General features: G+C 38.8%; 24 protein-coding genes and 1 pseudogene. 5 read left to right on the plus strand and 20 right to left on the minus strand.

The genetic code is table 11. The features are described from left to right. Positions 1–256: 256 nt before the first annotated feature. Complete coding sequence (locus IV81_RS05705) at positions 257–490, plus strand: hypothetical protein (protein ID WP_057803170.1); 234 nt, start codon at positions 257–259, stop codon at positions 488–490. A 52-nt stretch (positions 491–542) separates the two neighbouring features. Next, positions 543–1151 carry an NUDIX hydrolase N-terminal domain-containing protein gene (locus IV81_RS05710; RefSeq protein WP_057803172.1) on the plus strand — a complete coding sequence of 203 codons (609 nt, stop codon included), beginning with the start codon at positions 543–545 and terminating at the stop codon, positions 1149–1151. A gap of 8 nt (positions 1152–1159) precedes the next feature. Here IV81_RS05710 and dhaM read toward each other — a convergent pair whose 3' ends face one another. From dhaM to IV81_RS05730, 4 genes are all read right to left on the minus strand, one after another. Then, complete coding sequence (gene dhaM, locus IV81_RS05715; protein WP_057803173.1) at positions 1160–1528, minus strand: dihydroxyacetone kinase phosphoryl donor subunit DhaM; 369 nt, start codon at positions 1526–1528, stop codon at positions 1160–1162. Between the two features lie 2 nt (positions 1529–1530). Beyond that, positions 1531–2103, minus strand: a complete 573-nt coding sequence (gene dhaL, locus IV81_RS05720; RefSeq protein WP_057803175.1) for a dihydroxyacetone kinase subunit DhaL — start codon at positions 2101–2103, stop codon at positions 1531–1533. 161 nt (positions 2104–2264) lie between these two features. Beyond that, entirely contained in the window at positions 2265–3257 is a 993-nt protein-coding gene (gene dhaK / locus IV81_RS05725) for a dihydroxyacetone kinase subunit DhaK (RefSeq protein WP_057803178.1), read from the minus strand. A 263-nt stretch (positions 3258–3520) separates the two neighbouring features. Next, the gene (locus IV81_RS05730; RefSeq protein WP_057803180.1) at positions 3521–4690 is read right to left on the minus strand and encodes an iron-containing alcohol dehydrogenase; all 1170 of its coding nucleotides are present in this window, start codon (positions 4688–4690) and stop codon (positions 3521–3523) included. A 144-nt stretch (positions 4691–4834) separates the two neighbouring features. On the opposite strand from IV81_RS05730, the gene dhaS reads away from it, so the two are divergent. Next, positions 4835–5422: a dihydroxyacetone kinase transcriptional activator DhaS gene (gene dhaS / locus IV81_RS05735; protein ID WP_057803182.1), complete on the plus strand. Its 588-nt coding sequence runs from the start codon at positions 4835–4837 to the stop codon at positions 5420–5422. Here the strand turns inward: dhaS and IV81_RS05740 are convergent. The 13 genes from IV81_RS05740 to IV81_RS09590 all read right to left on the minus strand — a co-directional run bounded on the left by IV81_RS05740 (position 5419) and on the right by IV81_RS09590 (position 12320). Then, on the minus strand, positions 5419–6411 hold the full coding sequence (locus IV81_RS05740; protein WP_057803183.1) for a dihydroxyacetone kinase subunit DhaK: 993 nt from the start codon (positions 6409–6411) through the stop codon (positions 5419–5421). The genes dhaS and IV81_RS05740 overlap by 4 nt on opposite strands. A gap of 146 nt (positions 6412–6557) precedes the next feature. Continuing rightward, on the minus strand, positions 6558–7688 hold the full coding sequence (locus IV81_RS05745; RefSeq protein WP_057803185.1) for a glycerol dehydrogenase: 1131 nt from the start codon (positions 7686–7688) through the stop codon (positions 6558–6560). A gap of 243 nt (positions 7689–7931) precedes the next feature. Continuing rightward, on the minus strand, positions 7932–8099 hold the full coding sequence (locus IV81_RS09385; RefSeq protein ID WP_164488202.1) for a hypothetical protein: 168 nt from the start codon (positions 8097–8099) through the stop codon (positions 7932–7934). After that, positions 8099–8782 (minus strand): NAD(P)H-dependent oxidoreductase, encoded by a 684-nt coding sequence (locus IV81_RS05750; protein ID WP_057803187.1) that lies wholly within the window; start codon positions 8780–8782, stop codon positions 8099–8101. The genes IV81_RS09385 and IV81_RS05750 overlap by 1 nt, the downstream gene beginning before the upstream one ends. Continuing rightward, positions 8779–9081, minus strand: coding sequence for a DUF7671 family protein (locus tag IV81_RS05755; RefSeq protein ID WP_057803188.1), 303 nt, complete (start codon positions 9079–9081; stop codon positions 8779–8781). The genes IV81_RS05750 and IV81_RS05755 overlap by 4 nt, the downstream gene beginning before the upstream one ends. Continuing rightward, positions 9071–9781, minus strand: a complete 711-nt coding sequence (locus IV81_RS05760) for a GTP pyrophosphokinase (protein WP_057803190.1) — start codon at positions 9779–9781, stop codon at positions 9071–9073. The genes IV81_RS05755 and IV81_RS05760 overlap by 11 nt, the downstream gene beginning before the upstream one ends. A gap of 162 nt (positions 9782–9943) precedes the next feature. Further along, a complete protein-coding gene (locus IV81_RS05765; protein WP_057803192.1) occupies positions 9944–10354 on the minus strand; it encodes an Asp23/Gls24 family envelope stress response protein in 411 nt (136 codons plus the stop codon). A gap of 28 nt (positions 10355–10382) precedes the next feature. After that, positions 10383–10799, minus strand: coding sequence for an Asp23/Gls24 family envelope stress response protein (locus tag IV81_RS05770; RefSeq protein ID WP_057803194.1), 417 nt, complete (start codon positions 10797–10799; stop codon positions 10383–10385). Beyond that, entirely contained in the window at positions 10786–10920 is a 135-nt protein-coding gene (locus IV81_RS09585) for a hypothetical protein (protein WP_269083938.1), read from the minus strand. The genes IV81_RS05770 and IV81_RS09585 overlap by 14 nt, the downstream gene beginning before the upstream one ends. Before the next feature lie 5 nt (positions 10921–10925). Continuing rightward, positions 10926–11123, minus strand: coding sequence for a hypothetical protein (locus IV81_RS05775; RefSeq protein ID WP_057803196.1), 198 nt, complete (start codon positions 11121–11123; stop codon positions 10926–10928). Between the two features lie 16 nt (positions 11124–11139). Then, positions 11140–11685 carry an alkaline shock response membrane anchor protein AmaP gene (gene amaP / locus IV81_RS05780; RefSeq protein WP_057803197.1) on the minus strand — a complete coding sequence of 182 codons (546 nt, stop codon included), beginning with the start codon at positions 11683–11685 and terminating at the stop codon, positions 11140–11142. Positions 11686–11694: 9 nt separating this feature from the next. After that, positions 11695–11949: a GlsB/YeaQ/YmgE family stress response membrane protein gene (locus tag IV81_RS05785; RefSeq protein ID WP_057803199.1), complete on the minus strand. Its 255-nt coding sequence runs from the start codon at positions 11947–11949 to the stop codon at positions 11695–11697. A 248-nt stretch (positions 11950–12197) separates the two neighbouring features. After that, complete coding sequence (locus tag IV81_RS09590; protein WP_269083939.1) at positions 12198–12320, minus strand: hypothetical protein; 123 nt, start codon at positions 12318–12320, stop codon at positions 12198–12200. 124 nt (positions 12321–12444) lie between these two features. Between IV81_RS09590 and IV81_RS05790 the strand changes: the two are divergent. Continuing rightward, positions 12445–13238 (plus strand): annotated as a pseudogene (locus IV81_RS05790) (HAD-IIB family hydrolase). A 103-nt stretch (positions 13239–13341) separates the two neighbouring features. Here the strand turns inward: IV81_RS05790 and IV81_RS05795 are convergent. From IV81_RS05795 to pyrF, 3 genes are all read right to left on the minus strand, one after another. Beyond that, positions 13342–13737, minus strand: coding sequence for a type II toxin-antitoxin system HicB family antitoxin (locus IV81_RS05795; RefSeq protein ID WP_057803201.1), 396 nt, complete (start codon positions 13735–13737; stop codon positions 13342–13344). 42 nt (positions 13738–13779) lie between these two features. Then, a complete protein-coding gene (locus tag IV81_RS05800; protein ID WP_057803203.1) occupies positions 13780–13974 on the minus strand; it encodes a type II toxin-antitoxin system HicA family toxin in 195 nt (64 codons plus the stop codon). A 201-nt stretch (positions 13975–14175) separates the two neighbouring features. Then, entirely contained in the window at positions 14176–14892 is a 717-nt protein-coding gene (gene pyrF / locus IV81_RS05805) for an orotidine-5'-phosphate decarboxylase (protein ID WP_057803212.1), read from the minus strand. Positions 14893–15165: 273 nt separating this feature from the next. Between pyrF and IV81_RS05810 the strand changes: the two genes are divergently transcribed. Continuing rightward, a complete protein-coding gene (locus IV81_RS05810) occupies positions 15166–15576 on the plus strand; it encodes a peptide deformylase (protein WP_057803205.1) in 411 nt (136 codons plus the stop codon). Positions 15577–15600: the final 24 nt, after the last annotated feature.

The raw sequence follows: 15600 nt of genomic DNA on the forward strand, positions 1-15600 counted from the left end.
ATGCTAACCATTTTAATCATTCTACTAGTCGAACTTTTAGTTTCCTTAGCACCCATTTCGAAAAGGATTCGTTCTCAATTTGGAGATAATATTTTTATTTTATCGGGGGTTATTCTAATTAGCTTAACTGTTGGATTCTTCGCCGTAACACGTAGCTTCGAATTTCTATTCGCGTCGGTTCTAATTGTCATCACCCTCCTAATTTTACAATTCAAGCAACACCATGGATGACGATTTTAAAAAGGGGGTTCCGCTGATGATTTCATTAATCCTTCTATTGATAGTGATGTTTTTAATTTATCTTTCACCCATCCCTAAACTAGTTCGAAATATTTTAGGTTCAAAACTAAAATATTTTCAGTGGGCTACATTGGCACTTATTTTACTATTATTTGTTCTGGGTACTGGTGGAATACTGCTACTTTTTGTGCTTTTCTTAGTCGCTTTCTTATATTTTACAATTAAATATTTCGATAAAAAATCGAAATAATCCAGTCTACAGCGCACTTATTTGTTAAGATTACAGTGTAGGAAAGTTTACGATGAAAGGGGCTAAAATTTTGAATCAATTAACATTTTTAAGAAGAATTGTGGCAATCAGTGAGGCCGGTCTTGCGTACGCTAATGATCGATTTGATCAAGAACGTTATCAAGAACTCCATCAATTGGCAATTGACCAACTTAGCTCACTCAGCGATACACCCGTTTCTAAAATTCAACAACTCTTTGCAAATGAATCTGGCTACCCAACCCCTAAGGTCGACGTTCGCGCTTTTATTAAGCATGATGACTCTGTGCTACTAGTTGAAGATCGTTCGGGACGTTGGGCTCTTCCAGGCGGTTTTGCTGAGATTGGCTGGACCCCCAGCGAAAACGTTGCTAAAGAGGTTGATGAAGAAACCGGTCTAAAAGTTAATGTTGAAGCTTTACGCGCGATTTATGATACAAGCCTTCGTTCAGATATTCCGCAATTTACCCAATACTATAAATTAATATTTAAATGTCGTATTTTGGACGGCCATTTTCAGAAAAATAGCGAAACCGTGACCATGGACTGGTTTAGCTTAGATAATTTGCCGCCGCTATCACTAAAAAGAACCACCAAAGAGCAGTTAGACCAGCTCTTTAATGGTTCTATCCATGTTGATTAGCTTAAACTTCACTTAACTTTAAGTTCTTTCAACTGTTTTTCAACGTCTTCTAGTTTAGTATTTACTTGCAACAAAGCTGCCGCCGTATAAGCACTTTCAACCAGTGCTGTATCATATAAATGAACCTCTTTGTCGCTCATTTCGATTGCCATTTCAAGGTTCATCTTGGCACTACCTAAATCGTAAAATGCAAGAATTTTATCGGCCTTATTTTCTTCAAATGCCGTCATGATTCGTGCCATATCGGTACCTACTCCGCCATCTTCTAAGCCCCCGGCCGTTGTAACCGAGACGTCTTTAGCGACTTGTTCAATTAGGCGCTTCACGCCCGCAGCGATTTCAGCAACATGTGAAACAATTACTACTCCGTATTCCATCGTTAGCCCTCCGCTTTTAATAGTGCCTTCAAAAGATAACCTGACGACATCGCACCAGGGTCAATGTGCCCAACTGAACGATCACCTACGTATGACGCACGGCCTTTAGTTGCCACCATTTCCTTAGTTGATTCAACAGCTTGATCAATCCCTTCAACGGTGAGCGCATCTTTTTGAACTAATGCACTGGCCGGCGTCCAGACATCCACCATCGTTTTTTCACCTGGTACTGCTTTCCCACGTTTTTCGATTCCAGCAAGCGCTGCGGGGATTAATTCTTTAACGTCTCCGTTGCCAATCTTTGCCATTTCCATAAACGCCGTCCCGTATAACGGTCCAGACGCACCACCGACTTTACTAATTAAGCTCATTGCGATCGTTTTAAAAATCGAAGGCACATCAGCAAAATCCTTATCTGTAATTGCTGCCATTACAGCTTCCATTCCCCGCGCCATATTGTTGCCATGATCACCATCACCAATCGGCGTATCTAAGTCACTAAGGTAGGCACGCTGTTCTTGAATCACATTGTCAAAATTTTCCATCCATTTTTTTACATCTTCAACATTTAACATAATTAAATCCTCCTTCTCTGTGTGAGTTGAGTTTAGACGAGCTTTGCTTGCTTTGTGGTCTAGTTGAGTTACGCTATGACCCACATCCACTAAACCCGTGGATATCAGCCACAGCTAGACTAATCCTCAACTCTTGACCACCTTTCTCCGTATCCTTTTTCCTACCACCCGATCGTATGTGTCGCATAATTTAGATTGTTTACAAGGTCATCATTCACCCTGAAGATTGTCAGTGAGATTCCGGCCATTTCAAGGGATGTCATTAGGTTGCCCACTTTAGTAAATTCGACATTTAATCCTAATTCATCGAGTTTATTTAATACATCATTCATGAAAACGTATTGTTCCATCAATGGTGTTGCTCCCATTCCATTAACTAGAACAGCAACTTTTTCGCCCTTTTCGAACTTAAATTCATCGTTTAATTTACCGACCAATTCTTCAACGAGCGCCTTTGATGGTTGGAGTTTTTCACGACGATAACCTGGTTCCCCATGGATTCCAACCCCGTATTCAATTTCATCATCGGCCAGTGTAAATCCTGGTTTTCCAACTTCTGGAACGGTAGCTCCGCTCAATGCAACCGCAATTGTTTTAATATTTGGCAAGATTTTTTGAGCTAGTTCTTCAATTTCATCCAAGCTTGCGCCTTGATCGGCAGCGGCCCCCAGAACTTTATGCATAAACACCGTTCCGGCCACTCCGCGACGACCTTGTGTGTACGTACTATTTTCCACTGCAATGTCATCATCAACGACAATTGATTTGACCTTGATATCTTCCATATCCGCCATATCTTGAGCCATTTCAAAATTCATTACGTCGCCTGAATAATTTTTAATTACCAAGAACACACCCGCACCAGAATCGACCTGTTTAATGGCCTCAAAGATTTGATCCGGTGTTGGTGATGTAAATACTTCTCCACAGACAGCAGCACTCAACATCCCGTTTCCAACAAATCCAGCATGTGTTGGTTCATGTCCACTACCACCACCGCTGACAATTCCAACTTTGCCCTTAATTTTTTCAAGATCTGAGCGATAAACCACTCCTGTTTCTGGAATTCGTTTTAAATAATCGGGATAGCTTCGTACAAGTCCTTGGACCATTTCATCGACAACATCCTTTGGATCATTAATTATTTTTTTCATGAATAATATTTCCCCTCTCGACTAAATCATCAACTATTTGTATCTACATCCGGTTTGTTTTTCATAAATCGGTAACCATTTCCACGTTACCTGATAAATATAGGATACTATGAAAGCGCTTTTTTAAAAAGGGACAGACCTTCTAATTTGTCCGAATTTTTAATTCATTCGAGCCCAACCCATCTTCCAAAAATAATCACTGAAAGTAAAAACCGTGGTCAGGAAATTTTAGTTTCCCACCACGATTTCATTTTTACTAAAGATTATTCAGCATCATACGCTTGTTGATATAACTCAACAATTTCCGCTTTGGTTGCTTTTCTTGGATTTGAAAAAGCATTGCCATCTTTAAGCGCATTTTCAGCCATTAGTTCAAAGTCTTCGGGTTTTGCACCGATTGCTTTGATACTTCTTGGAATACCAATATCGTCATTCAACTGTTGCATTGCGTCAATCGCTTTGTCAGCTGCTTCTCGAATCGAAAGGCCATCAATATTTTCACCCATCGCAACGGCTAAATCAGCGAAACGTTCAGGACTAGCGATGATATTAAAACGTTCAACAATTGGTAGTAAAATCGCACAGCAAACGCCATGTGGAGCATCATATTGCCCACCTAATTGGTGCGCCATCGCATGAACGTAGCCTAGATCAGCGTTATTAAATGCCATTCCACCAAGCATTTCGGCTTCTACCATTTTGGTCCGCGCCTCTAAGTTATGTCCGTTAGCAACTGCTTCACGTAAACTTTCTTCAACTAGCTTAATTGCTTGCAAACACTGCCCATCAGTAATGTCATTTCGGTTAACCGAAACGTATGGTTCAATCGCCTGCACAAATGTATCTAATCCAGTTGACGCAGTTAGTTTAGCTGGAACATTTAACATTAATTCTGGATCGTTAAATGAAACTAATGGAACGTTTCGCCAGGAAACAACGACAAACTTCAATTTGGTTTTTTCGTTTGTAATCACACAGTGGCGCGTTAGTTCAGATCCCGTGCCCGCCGTCGTATTAACAGCAATTAGTGGTGGCAAGGCATTATCTAAAGTTTCGATTCCCGCCAGTTTTGTAATATCATCACCATTGGTTAAAATAATTCCGGTTCCCTTTCCGGTATCATGCGCAGATCCACCACCAACGGTAATAATTCCATCACAATCATTTTCTAAATAGACTTTCTTTGCTGCTTCAATATTTCTAACTTTTGGATTAGGTTCCACTTCGTTATAAATACTAAAGTTAATATTGGCTTGCTTTAATGAATTAATCGTCTGTTCAACGGGACCATCCGGCATTTTCTCTAGGAAAGAATCAGTTATAATAAGTGCGTTATGAATATTGACCATTTGAGCTCGTTTACCAATTTTTTCAATAACTCCGGCTCCAAAAAAGTTAACACTAGGCATTATAAAATCAAAATTTTTGTTCATATTCAAAACCTTCTTTGTTATATTTTTACTATAAGTCAATTTTACTGCGCTAGTTAAAGCGCTTACAACGGACAAAATTAATAATCTGTCTTATACTAGATTCGTCCAAATTTTCAATCATACATATCTGAATTGGTGGTTAACATGTCTTATATAACAAAACGAAAAATTGCACTTTCAGTAAAAAATTTAGTACTGGAAACCAGTATTAATAAAACAAATGTTACAAGTGTTATGCAGAGCATTCACATGCGAAGGCAAACCTTCTATGATTTCTTTCTAGACAAATACGATGCCATCGAATGGATTTTTAACGATGAACTTCGAGAAATTATTGAAGATAATCTTGATTACGCTAAATGGACAAATATTATCCACGATCTATGTCAATACTTTTTTGATAACCAAAAGTTTATCAATGCGATTTTAAATGCCAACATTCAAGAAAACATCGTCGAGGAAACGATCAAAAAACATACCGAGCAACTAATTCAAGTAATTGTACTTAATATTTCAAAAGAGCAAAACATTACCCTTGATAACACCGAGATCCACTTCTTTCCAGAAGTTTATAGCAGCGTTATTTTGGAACAGTTAAAATCTTGGATTGCGATTAATGCTAATCGCAGTGTAGACGCTGAGGCACGCCTTTTGATTTTGGTTCTTGAAGACTCCATTAATGGAACGATTCTTAGAAAGAAAGGCTCACACGACTACATCTTTTTTGATTAATCCCAAGAAAAGCCGCCACTATCTTGATTTAAATATTCCAACCAACTCTGGTCCGTCAATTTTAGTAACGAAACGGACACCCCATTCATATTATAGGAGCTTAAAAAGTTCCCTGATTTGATCAATGGTAACCGAATTCCCTTTAATTTCAGTAAATTCACAACATCGTTTGTAAAGATAAAATTGTCCATCATAGGTAAGTTTCCAAACCCATTAATCAGCACCACAGCGGCATCATTTCCATGAATATTACCTACTTGCAATAGCTTATTAACCAATTCCCGACCAAGTAACTCCGAGTTCGTCATCTTTTCTTTGCGATATCCCTTTTCTCCATGAATTCCAATCCCATAATATATTTGATCCTCATTCAAAGTGAAAGTTGGTTCTTTTTGTGCAGGAAGCTCAACTCCCGAAAAAGCCACTCCGAGGGTAAAAAGATTTTGATTAATCGCGTTCCCTAATTCAAGTAATTCTGTTATTGAAGCACCCGTATCGGCTGCGGCCCCAAGAATTTTATGAACCAAAACCGTTCCTGCAACTCCGCGCCTTCTAGTTTCTTTTGTGGAAGGATTAATCGAAATATCATCCGATATAATCAACATTTTTGTTGAAAAGCCGTGCACGTTTAAATATTGTCGAGCAAGATCAAATTGGCCGACATCTTCTTCAAAGTTTTTCACAATTAATAAAACATCCTTCTCATTTCCGAAGAGTTTTACAGTTTGAATAATTTGCTTTGACGTTGGTGGCACAAATGGTTCCCCCATTACTGCCGCGTCTAAGAGGCCCTCTCCGACATATCCAATATCCAAAGGTTCATGACCACTACCACCACCGGAGATTAAAATTGTTTGCCGTTTTTCAATTCCCTTCCGGTAAATAATACTATTTAGTTCTTTAGGCTTTTCGAGTTCTGGATGAGCCGTAACTACTCCTTGGAGCATTTCTTCAACAACGGCATTAGCCTCATTTATTAATTTTTTCAAAACCGATTTCGTTCCTTCTTCCGTTTTTTATTTTATTTTTAGATAGTTTTTAAAATTAAAAGCAGGGACACCATTTTATTTAAAATAGTATCTCTGCCTTTATTATAAGATATGTTCGATGTTAAATTAACTAAGCGTTTACATTTTTATGATCTGCTGAAAATTGGTGTTACTACATGACTATTTTTATAGGCTTTTACGTAAGCACTGGCCGCCTTCATTGCATCAACAACCATTGTTGGTGTAACTTCAAATGGCATATTTTTCATCGTTTCATCCGGTGCAGTTGCTAATTTACCAATTTTCAACAGCTCTTCATCACTTAATTGATCTAAATGGGTATCTTCCATCGTAATTGGTAAGCCCAGCGTTAACCAGAAATTAATGTACCGATCTAACGTTTCATGAGGTGTATTCTCTAGTACCAACTCAACCATTGAGCCAAAGGCCACCTTTTCTCCATGCGTTAGATGATGGATGTCACCCTTCACGGCTGTAAATCCATTATGGATTGCGTGTGCCGCGGCCAATCCTGCATTTTCGAAGCCTAGCCCTGAAAGAAGGGTGTTTGCTTCAACAATCGCCTCAATTGCTGGTGTCACCAATTTATTTTTATTTGACTCCACTGCTTCGTAAGCATACTTCCACAAAACATTCTCACATTCTGCTGCAATTGCCCGTCCAGCAAAGGTTGCGGCTCCATTGCCCATTGTGACACCATGTTTAATGGACGTTGCCTTTGCTTCAATGTTAGTTGCCATCGCGTCCGCAATTCCAGATACTAACGTTCGAACCGGCGCATTAGCAATTATTTTGGTATCTAACAAAACAAGGTCGGAATGTTTTGGATAAAATTTGTACTGGTCAAATACGCCATCTTCGGTATACAAAACTGAAAGGCCCGCCGTTGGTGCATCCGCGGATGCTGCAGTCGGCGCAACAACTAGCTTAGTGTCAGCGTCCATTGCTACTCCCTTAGAAGTATCAATCGTTTTACCACCACCTAAACCAATCACAACTTCCACATTTTTTTCTTTAGCGATTTTTGTAATCCGATTAATTTCTTGAACAGACGCTTCACCATTAAATGTGACTTTCTCGACTACAAAACCGCTTTGTTCCAGATAGTTGACAAACCCTTCTCCTGCAATCTTCCACACCGTTTCGTCGGAGAGAACTAATAGTTTATTACCTAGCTTTTTAATATACTCTGAACTGTGATTCAATACATTTTCCCCTTGAACATAGGTATCGGGACTTACAAACATTTTATCCATAATAACAATCTCCTCACTTACAAAATTAATCTTTAAAAATCTTTTCCAAAGAAATCATTTTCTCTGTACCTAAATCATATTATGTAAGCGTTTTCTTGTTAACGGACAAAAAAGTTAATCTGTCTAAAGCCTTCCATGACGGGGCTCTTCTGGTTAACCCAACCATCGCACAAGCCCCCAGCCCGGGCTCATCCACTGGTCATGTTAATCCTCGGTGGCTCCCGACTTTATCCGCACTTCGGTTTATTCCCTCCACATTCTTCCATCTAGTTCGCGTTGAATTTGATCCATTCTTTTATACTGTTCCTGCACAAAGTCGTTTAAAGCCAGATAAAATGCCTGGTCGCGGTATTCCGGTGAAGATTGTCGAAGCTCAGCAAGTCGTTTTTTTAACCATTCTGCATTATCCACTACGAATCTTCCTCCTTTTTCAATTCAGTCAAATTCCATTGCAAATCATCCAGTTCGTCCTGGTTATTTTGGATAACGTTTAAAATTTGTTCCAGTTCTGGAGCCATTGTTGCATTAGCCCGAATTCGCTCCTGAAGTTGCTGTTGGAACCATTCGGATCGTTCACTAAAATGCTCAAATTTGGGATTTGTCAGGTATTGCTGATAACGGATCATAAGTCGTTGTTGGTCATCTGGAGTCAGATAGAGAAACTGATGAACCGCCAGTACAGGCAAATAGTGCATCCGTACTTTTCCGGCTAGTGCTTGATATGGTCGCATTAACTCTGAAATTGTGAATTGTTCTTCTTCACCAGCACGAAAAGACCGTTCTTTATCACCAGTTGAAACAACGATTCCAAGTTCTTTTCCAGCCAAAGCGTACCGGTTTCCCGTTGTGAATTTCATTGTAAAAACGTCGTCTAGCCAGTGTTTCAAAACTGCCGGCGCGCTATACCAGTAAAGCGGGAATTCAAATATAATTCGCTCATGCGAAATAAGCAGTTTTTGTTCTTCCAGTACATCAAAACTATTTGTTATTGGATGCCAAGTAACATTTGAAAAATTTGCAATGGCTTCTCTAAAAAAAGGCTGTACATCTGAATTTTCCAATTGAGGATGTGCAACGATCACTAGTGTCTTCACTTAAAATCCTCCCTACTAAATCTTTCCAAAAGCTCCTTTGGAACACTTTCTTTGGTAAACCGTTCAAACGGGGCCAATGTATGTCGATCTTTAAACTTCATCTTTTCAAAGCCAACAATCGCCACTAACAAATTATTTTCCGTCAAAAATAGCTGACCGAGGCCCTGAAATTTTCCCTTTGTGTGCTTTCCATTACGCCAAGCGTGTACTTTAACGCCCTCTTCAAAAATATAATTTCCAGACTTGTCATAACTAACGGGGACCCCGTAATAGCGGGTGACCGGATATTTATTCTTCATTTTTAAACACACCAGGTTCTGATAAATCACGATAAATTTCTTGCATATTCGATTCAATTTTAAATATTTCATTTGCGTCTTCAATCAATTTATTTTCGAAATGCTCGACTTTTTCTGCTTCAACGCTCGTTTTATAACGTAACTTATGCTCAAGGCTTGCCCACATGTCCATCCCAATTGTCCGAATCTGAATCTCCACCGGCGTCTCCACTGGACCCGTCGACAAAAATACGGGGACAGAAACCACTAAATGGACGCTTCGATATCCGCTGGGTTTTGGATCTTTAATATAATCCTTAGATTTAATTAGCGTCACATCATCCTGTGATAGTAGGTTCTTTTTGATGGTATACACATCACTGATGTAATTTGTAATTACTCGAATCCCACCAATATCAAAAATATTGTTTTCGATTGCATCAATCGTTTTCGGAATATGCTTCTTTCTGGCCTTATTGAACAACGAATTGACCGCCTTCATGCGCTGTTCCATGTGGTGAATTGGATTATGATTATATTCGCTTTGATATTCACCATCAAGATTTTCGAGCTTGGTTCCAATCTCGTTTACCGCCGACTGGCACAAACGGTAATAACGCATAAGACTTTTTAATTCTTCAGCATGCTCCTTACCGATCACTCGGCTAAGATCATTATTAATTGTATCAATATTAAACATGTTGCTTCGTTCCAGAATCATTTTAAAAGTTCCCTTCGGTTTACTGACATGCTTTTATTATACGAAAGTTTCAACCTAAATGAAGTTTTTGGAACTATGTAAAAAGAATATTTAAAAAGCGAACGTTCCGTAAACTGGAATCATTCGCTTTATTAGGCGTTATTTAGAATTAAGACACCTAACTTATTTCTTCTTGTCCTCATGTTTCTTATGATCCTTCTCTCGATTTGCCCACTCGTCTCGAGTCAATACATCTTTAACATTAAGTTTAATTTCAGCTACTTCCATATTAGTCATTTCTTTCACAGCGGCTGTAATTTTTGTCACCATTTTATCAAAGATTGCTTGGGCGTTTTTACCGTATTCTAGTAGTGCGTCCATTTTTAACTGGACCGTCTGTTCTTCATTGTCAATATCAACATTTACACCGGCAGTTGGATCGTCACCTTTAGATATTCGATCCGTTACTTTTTCAAAAATATTTCCTTCTAGCGAAAGGACCCCATCCACACTGGTGGCCGTTTTTCCTGCAATTTTAGCCAAAACTTCATCGTCAAATGTTAATACTGTTTCTGGTTTTACTACTTTATCCATCAATAGATCTCCTCTCGAATTTAAAATATTATTTTGCTTCCGGTTTTGGTTCTAAATCTGAATTAGGTTTGCGACTATTCTGTTCTTTCCATTCTTTTTTGCTCAGAACGTCATTAACGTGGAAATTAAGCTCGATTACTTTTAAACCGGTTAAACGCTCAACTTCATCCCCAATCACGTCACACACCTGAGTAAAAATTTGCCGAATATCATACCCATATTCAACCGTTGCGTTCATTTCTAACGCCACTTGCTTCTCGCCAACCTCGGCGGTAATTCCCTGCGTTGGATCAACTTTACTTCTCAATTTATCGGTAATGTTGTCAAGAAGGTTTCCATCGAATGAAAGAATCCCGTCAACCCTTCTGGAGGCAAGACCAGCAATCTTTTCGATAACACCTTCATCAAACGTTAAACTTGTTTGCGCAATTTTAGGATTGTCCATTGTTGATTACCTCCTGAATCTTACGACGATTCTTCCATGCAAACCACAAACTTGATACAATCATCAAGCCTAGCAGCGATTTCAACGGTTTGTTGCGATCAATTTTTTTAGCCATTTTCATTCCTCCTAGTTCTTCCTCTGATCAATGTTCAAAGCCGACATCAGCTCTGAAATTGCCTGCGTCAGAAATAACTTTCCGTAGCGTGCACATAGATATCCAATCAGTCCTAATACTCCGACCAGAACTGCACTACCAAATCCGACGGAAACCCAGACAATTCCGAGAATCATCGCAATTAAAGCACCTAATAATTCACCACTCATCTAAAATCCCGCCTTTCTAAATCACTTTTAACGATTTGGTCGACCGTTCTCGTGGAATAATTTGAACTTTTACGTTACTTTTCATCCCCAAATGACGTTGAACGTTGTCCTGAACCGTTTGCTGAATATCCTTGGCGTTAACCCCATAATTGCTATCTGTTAGATCTTCCACCTGTACACGTACTTGGAGGCGATCACGGCCACGAACTTTCACCTTAGTTTGTACATTCCCTACCTGATGATTATTAACAATTGACTTATCGATAATTTTTTCCATTGCCTTTTTGGGCACCGTTAAATTACCTTTTCCATCTTTCAATTTCAAATCTCTCTCGCTGGATCTACTTGTTAAAGCAACAATTAACATCACCAATGCAAACAACGCGACAACTACGGCAAATACAATTGCCATAACTTCAATAAAATTTTCATCCATTGTTTTAACAGAGTTAAAGAAATCTGTCACATATGGAATATAAACCTCTAAAGCAACAAACCATAATGCCTGAATTAAAGTGATTACCGCCATCAAACTCAATAAAGTTTTACTGGTCCGACTCATCTAATCACCTTACCCTTTTTTACGCATCCCGAAGATTACCGATACAATTACGACCAATATTACTGCCCCGATAATTGATGGTAATAACGCCATTCCAGCTAACGAAGGTCCCCACGTTCCTAATAGACTCTGTCCTAGCCAGGCACCAACAAGTCCAGCAACAATATTACCGATCCATCCTGCCGGTAAATCCCTACTAGTCAATGCACCTGCAATTGCACCAATAACTCCACCGACGATTAGTGACCATAACCATCCCAACATAACTAACATCTCCTTTCAAAAATTTAATCTCCAATGAACACTATGCTCATTGGTTCACAGTTAAAGTAACATATTGTCTTTTTACTTTTCAAAGAATATGCTTATAGTATTTATTAATTATAAATGATGACTAATGTCAAAATAATTTTTTCTAAAGTGAATCATTTTATCCATCATCTTTATGTGAAAAGCATAAAAAAAAAGAGGCGCGAAATTTAATTACGCCTCTTCATCTAATTATGATGTAACTATTTATGCACTTTTTCGGCTAATTTAACGATTCCAGCGGCCAATATCAGCGCTCCGCCAATTAAATTTAAACTTCCGCCAACAATTTCTAAAACACCACTACTTTTTTTATTTTTTGACATCAAAAATTCCTCCAATTAAATGTTTTTTCTGTAAGCACTTACTTTTAATACAATTTTGTTTTAAACTTATTATATAACTTTCAGAAATTAGGTGACGATCGTGATAAAAATGATTGCTACGGACATGGATCAAACCTTCCTAGACAACCAAAACCAGTATAATAAGCAACGCTTTAAAGAAATTTTTTTAGAAATGAATCGTCAAAATATTCATTTCGTTGTCGCAAGTGGTTCACAGCATGAGCGACTCCAATCTCTTTTCAAGCCGATTGCCGAGCAAATGGATTTCATTTCGCAAAATGGATCAATCATTTACTCTGGCAATGAGCTTTTAGATGTGCAGCAGCTCTCTTCAGAATTAATCCAAGAAACCTTGGATTCAATCACCAGTACTTTTAATCCGAACGAAATTTTGATCAACATTTGTGGACTTGCAAGCTCGTATGTTGACACAGCCACCTCATCTGAAATAATTGATTTTCTAAGTCAATTTTATAAGCATCTGCAAACCGTTGATAACATTGGTAGTTTTACCACCAATCAAATTGATGATCCAATCGTTAAAATTGCGGTTGGCTTTGGTGACGTTCCTGATGTTAACCACAAAATTGCTCAATTACGGAGTATGTTAAATCCACGGCTTTCAAGCCTGAGTTCGGGCTTCAATACCGAACTTGTGGGTCTTAACCACGTTGATAAAGCTAGTGCTTTAAAGCACCTCATGGAAAATATGACGTCAAACCCACGGAACTTGTCACGTTTGGAGATAATGAAAATGATCTTCAAATACTAAAAATGACGCCGAATGGGTATGCAATTAAAAATGCTTTTCCAGTAGTCAAAGAATCCGCTAGTCACATTACAGCTTATGATAATGAGCACGATGGTGTGCTAGATACTTTAGAGAAGTTATTGTAAGGAATTTTATATTCAAACAAAAAATAGCCAAGAGATAATAATTTTATCCTTGACCAAGTTAAAGCGACTCATTGGTTGAGCCGTTTTTTTAATCACATAAGTTTTATGATTTTGCCAATTCCTTTTTTAACGCTTCTGTCAAAACCGCGCTAAAGTTAATCCCCTTCTCCTCGGCCGCCTTGGCTAAATCAGCCGGTATACGCGTATTTTTTTTAACTGAAACTTCTTTAACATCATTTTTAATGACATCTAAATCTGTCGCAATTGTAGTAACTAATTTATCTGGGTTAGCCTTTTCAATAGTTTTCTGGTCAGTCACCTTTGGTAATTCTTCGCGATCATAGAGCATTAGTCCCAATGCTTCTTGAGCGTTTTGGATAGCTTCAGTAAAACTATTGCCATCGGTCACAACACCCGCAACATCTGGAAAAGTAACAGTATATTCGCCTTTGTTATTCAGCGAATCATCGAAAACTGCCGTATAACTTACTAGTCTCATTTCATTTCCTCCGTATAGAATTATTAATTAATAAACATGAACTTACTTTAGCCCCGCCTGTCGTCTTATCGAAGCCACTGTACCTTGTTTCATCGTATCTCCAGGTCTTGAGTAATTGATAGTTACATAGTGTTCCTTATCGTCTTTTAATCTATGATGATCTCCAATGATTCTAGTCTCGTAAAAACCGGCTTCCTTAAGCTCTTCCAATATTTGTTTAGCCTTTATCTCGCTCAATGAGTGAACCCCACTTCCATTTTGATTGTACGCCCTTATACGCCCAAAATCAATTTATAGGTTATGTACAAAAGAGTGCTATTAACTAAATTCGCAATTAACTTTATCTTTGTTTATAAAATCAACAAAAAAGCCAACCGTCATAATCACGATTGGCCTTCAGCACATTCATGTGTTGAATTTAATGTCATTTTTAAATTTTTACTTCGACAAAAAATCACTTAAAATCGTCTGATAAGCCACCACAGGATCTTCAGCTAATGTAATCGGACGGCCAACCACAATTGCTGAACTGCCGGCAACAGCGGCTTCTGCTGGCGTCATCGTTCTTTTTTGATCGCCTTTTTCGGCACCAGCGGGCCGGATTCCTGGAGTAACAAATAGAAAATCTTCGGGAAGTTTGGCCTTCAAATATTCAACTTCATTTGGTGAACAGATTACACCATCTCCACCAAATTGACTGGTTAACTCAGCCAGTTTCAAAACCTGTTCTGACATTGACAGACCCACGTTTTGTTCCTCATGCAGTTGCGTCTCTGATATCGAAGTCAGTTCGGTAACCGCCAGTAACTTAGGTGTCTGGTATCCGGCTTCTTTTGCCCCCGCGGTTAATCCCCGTTTGGCAGCTCGAATCATTTCCGATCCGCCTAAAGCGTGAATGGTTGTATACTGAACTCCCATTCGACCTAATTGCACCATGGCCTTTTCGACCGTATTAGGAATATCATTTAATTTCAAATCCAAGAAAATATCATGGCCTTTTTCGTGGATATCTCGAACAATATCGGGCCCCAAGCCGTAGAATAGTTCCATCCCAATTTTCAAAGTTAATTTTACGTGGGCAGGGAACTGATCTAAAAAGTGTTTAAGCTCCCCTTGATTTTTAAAATCTAATGCAATCATAACTGGTTTTTCCATTGAAAGCTCCATTCTGAATCGCCCTTGAATTTAAAAATACCGCAAAAGTATGCTAATTAAGCTCCCTTTGCGGTAGTATTCATTAGCTTATTGATTTCTCTGAATCAATTTAAAGCGACTCGATTTATTTCATTCAATGCTACGTGCTTTCAATTTCATTGTCAAGGTGTAGATGGTAAAATGTGGGTGTACGATAAGTCGACTTCGTTCTAAGAGTACATTTAGATCAACCGATGTCTTCGTCAATTCAAATCACCAATTTAGGAGCTTAAAATGATTAAACCAATTATTCGTGATCAACAATTTTTAAAAATAAAATCGAAGCCGGCTACCAAGTCAGATTTCGCCACCATTACTGATCTGATGGATACTTTAAGGGCAAACTCCGATCGGGGCGTGGGGATGGCCGCCAACATGATCGGCGTCAGCAAACGCGTCATCGCCGTTGAGATGGGCATTATGACAATTGCCATGATTAATCCGACGATTACGAAAAAAACTGGTCCATATGAAGCAATGGAAGGTTGTCTCTCCCTTCCCGGCGAACGAAAAGCAACCCGCTATAAAGATATCGAAGTCCGCTATTTAGACCATAACTTCAAGCAACAAACCCAACATTTTTCAGGATGGTTCGCCCAAATCATTCAGCACGAAGTCGATCATTGTGATGGGATATTGATATGAGGATACGGAGAAAGGCGGTTAAGA

This window comes from Pediococcus stilesii, from assembly GCF_001437075.1.
GTDB classification, from domain to species: Bacteria; Bacillota; Bacilli; order Lactobacillales; family Lactobacillaceae; genus Pediococcus; species Pediococcus stilesii.

What these genes read in the sequence shown, in the direction of transcription:
- IV81_RS05705 (WP_057803170.1), top strand. Translation starts at nt 257, where the DNA reads ATGATTTCATTAATCCTTCTATTGATAGTGATGTTTTTAATTTATCTT.
- IV81_RS05710 (WP_057803172.1), top strand. Translation starts at nt 543, where the DNA reads ATGAAAGGGGCTAAAATTTTGAATCAATTAACATTTTTAAGAAGAATT.
- dhaM (WP_057803173.1), bottom strand. Translation starts at nt 1,528, where the DNA reads ATGGAATACGGAGTAGTAATTGTTTCACATGTTGCTGAAATCGCTGCG.
- dhaL (WP_057803175.1), bottom strand. Translation starts at nt 2,103, where the DNA reads ATGTTAAATGTTGAAGATGTAAAAAAATGGATGGAAAATTTTGACAAT.
- dhaK (WP_057803178.1), bottom strand. Translation starts at nt 3,257, where the DNA reads ATGAAAAAAATAATTAATGATCCAAAGGATGTTGTCGATGAAATGGTC.
- IV81_RS05730 (WP_057803180.1), bottom strand. Translation starts at nt 4,690, where the DNA reads ATGAACAAAAATTTTGATTTTATAATGCCTAGTGTTAACTTTTTTGGA.
- dhaS (WP_057803182.1), top strand. Translation starts at nt 4,835, where the DNA reads ATGTCTTATATAACAAAACGAAAAATTGCACTTTCAGTAAAAAATTTA.
- IV81_RS05745 (WP_057803185.1), bottom strand. Translation starts at nt 7,688, where the DNA reads ATGGATAAAATGTTTGTAAGTCCCGATACCTATGTTCAAGGGGAAAAT.
- IV81_RS05755 (WP_057803188.1), bottom strand. Translation starts at nt 9,081, where the DNA reads ATGAAGAATAAATATCCGGTCACCCGCTATTACGGGGTCCCCGTTAGT.
- IV81_RS05760 (WP_057803190.1), bottom strand. Translation starts at nt 9,781, where the DNA reads ATGATTCTGGAACGAAGCAACATGTTTAATATTGATACAATTAATAAT.
- IV81_RS05765 (WP_057803192.1), bottom strand. Translation starts at nt 10,354, where the DNA reads ATGGATAAAGTAGTAAAACCAGAAACAGTATTAACATTTGACGATGAA.
- IV81_RS05770 (WP_057803194.1), bottom strand. Translation starts at nt 10,799, where the DNA reads ATGGACAATCCTAAAATTGCGCAAACAAGTTTAACGTTTGATGAAGGT.
- IV81_RS09585 (WP_269083938.1), bottom strand. Translation starts at nt 10,920, where the DNA reads ATGAAAATGGCTAAAAAAATTGATCGCAACAAACCGTTGAAATCGCTG.
- IV81_RS05775 (WP_057803196.1), bottom strand. Translation starts at nt 11,123, where the DNA reads ATGAGTGGTGAATTATTAGGTGCTTTAATTGCGATGATTCTCGGAATT.
- amaP (WP_057803197.1), bottom strand. Translation starts at nt 11,685, where the DNA reads ATGAGTCGGACCAGTAAAACTTTATTGAGTTTGATGGCGGTAATCACT.
- IV81_RS05785 (WP_057803199.1), bottom strand. Translation starts at nt 11,949, where the DNA reads ATGTTGGGATGGTTATGGTCACTAATCGTCGGTGGAGTTATTGGTGCA.
- IV81_RS09590 (WP_269083939.1), bottom strand. Translation starts at nt 12,320, where the DNA reads ATGTCAAAAAATAAAAAAAGTAGTGGTGTTTTAGAAATTGTTGGCGGA.
- IV81_RS05795 (WP_057803201.1), bottom strand. Translation starts at nt 13,737, where the DNA reads ATGAGACTAGTAAGTTATACGGCAGTTTTCGATGATTCGCTGAATAAC.
- pyrF (WP_057803212.1), bottom strand. Translation starts at nt 14,892, where the DNA reads ATGGAAAAACCAGTTATGATTGCATTAGATTTTAAAAATCAAGGGGAG.
- IV81_RS05810 (WP_057803205.1), top strand. Translation starts at nt 15,166, where the DNA reads ATGATTAAACCAATTATTCGTGATCAACAATTTTTAAAAATAAAATCG.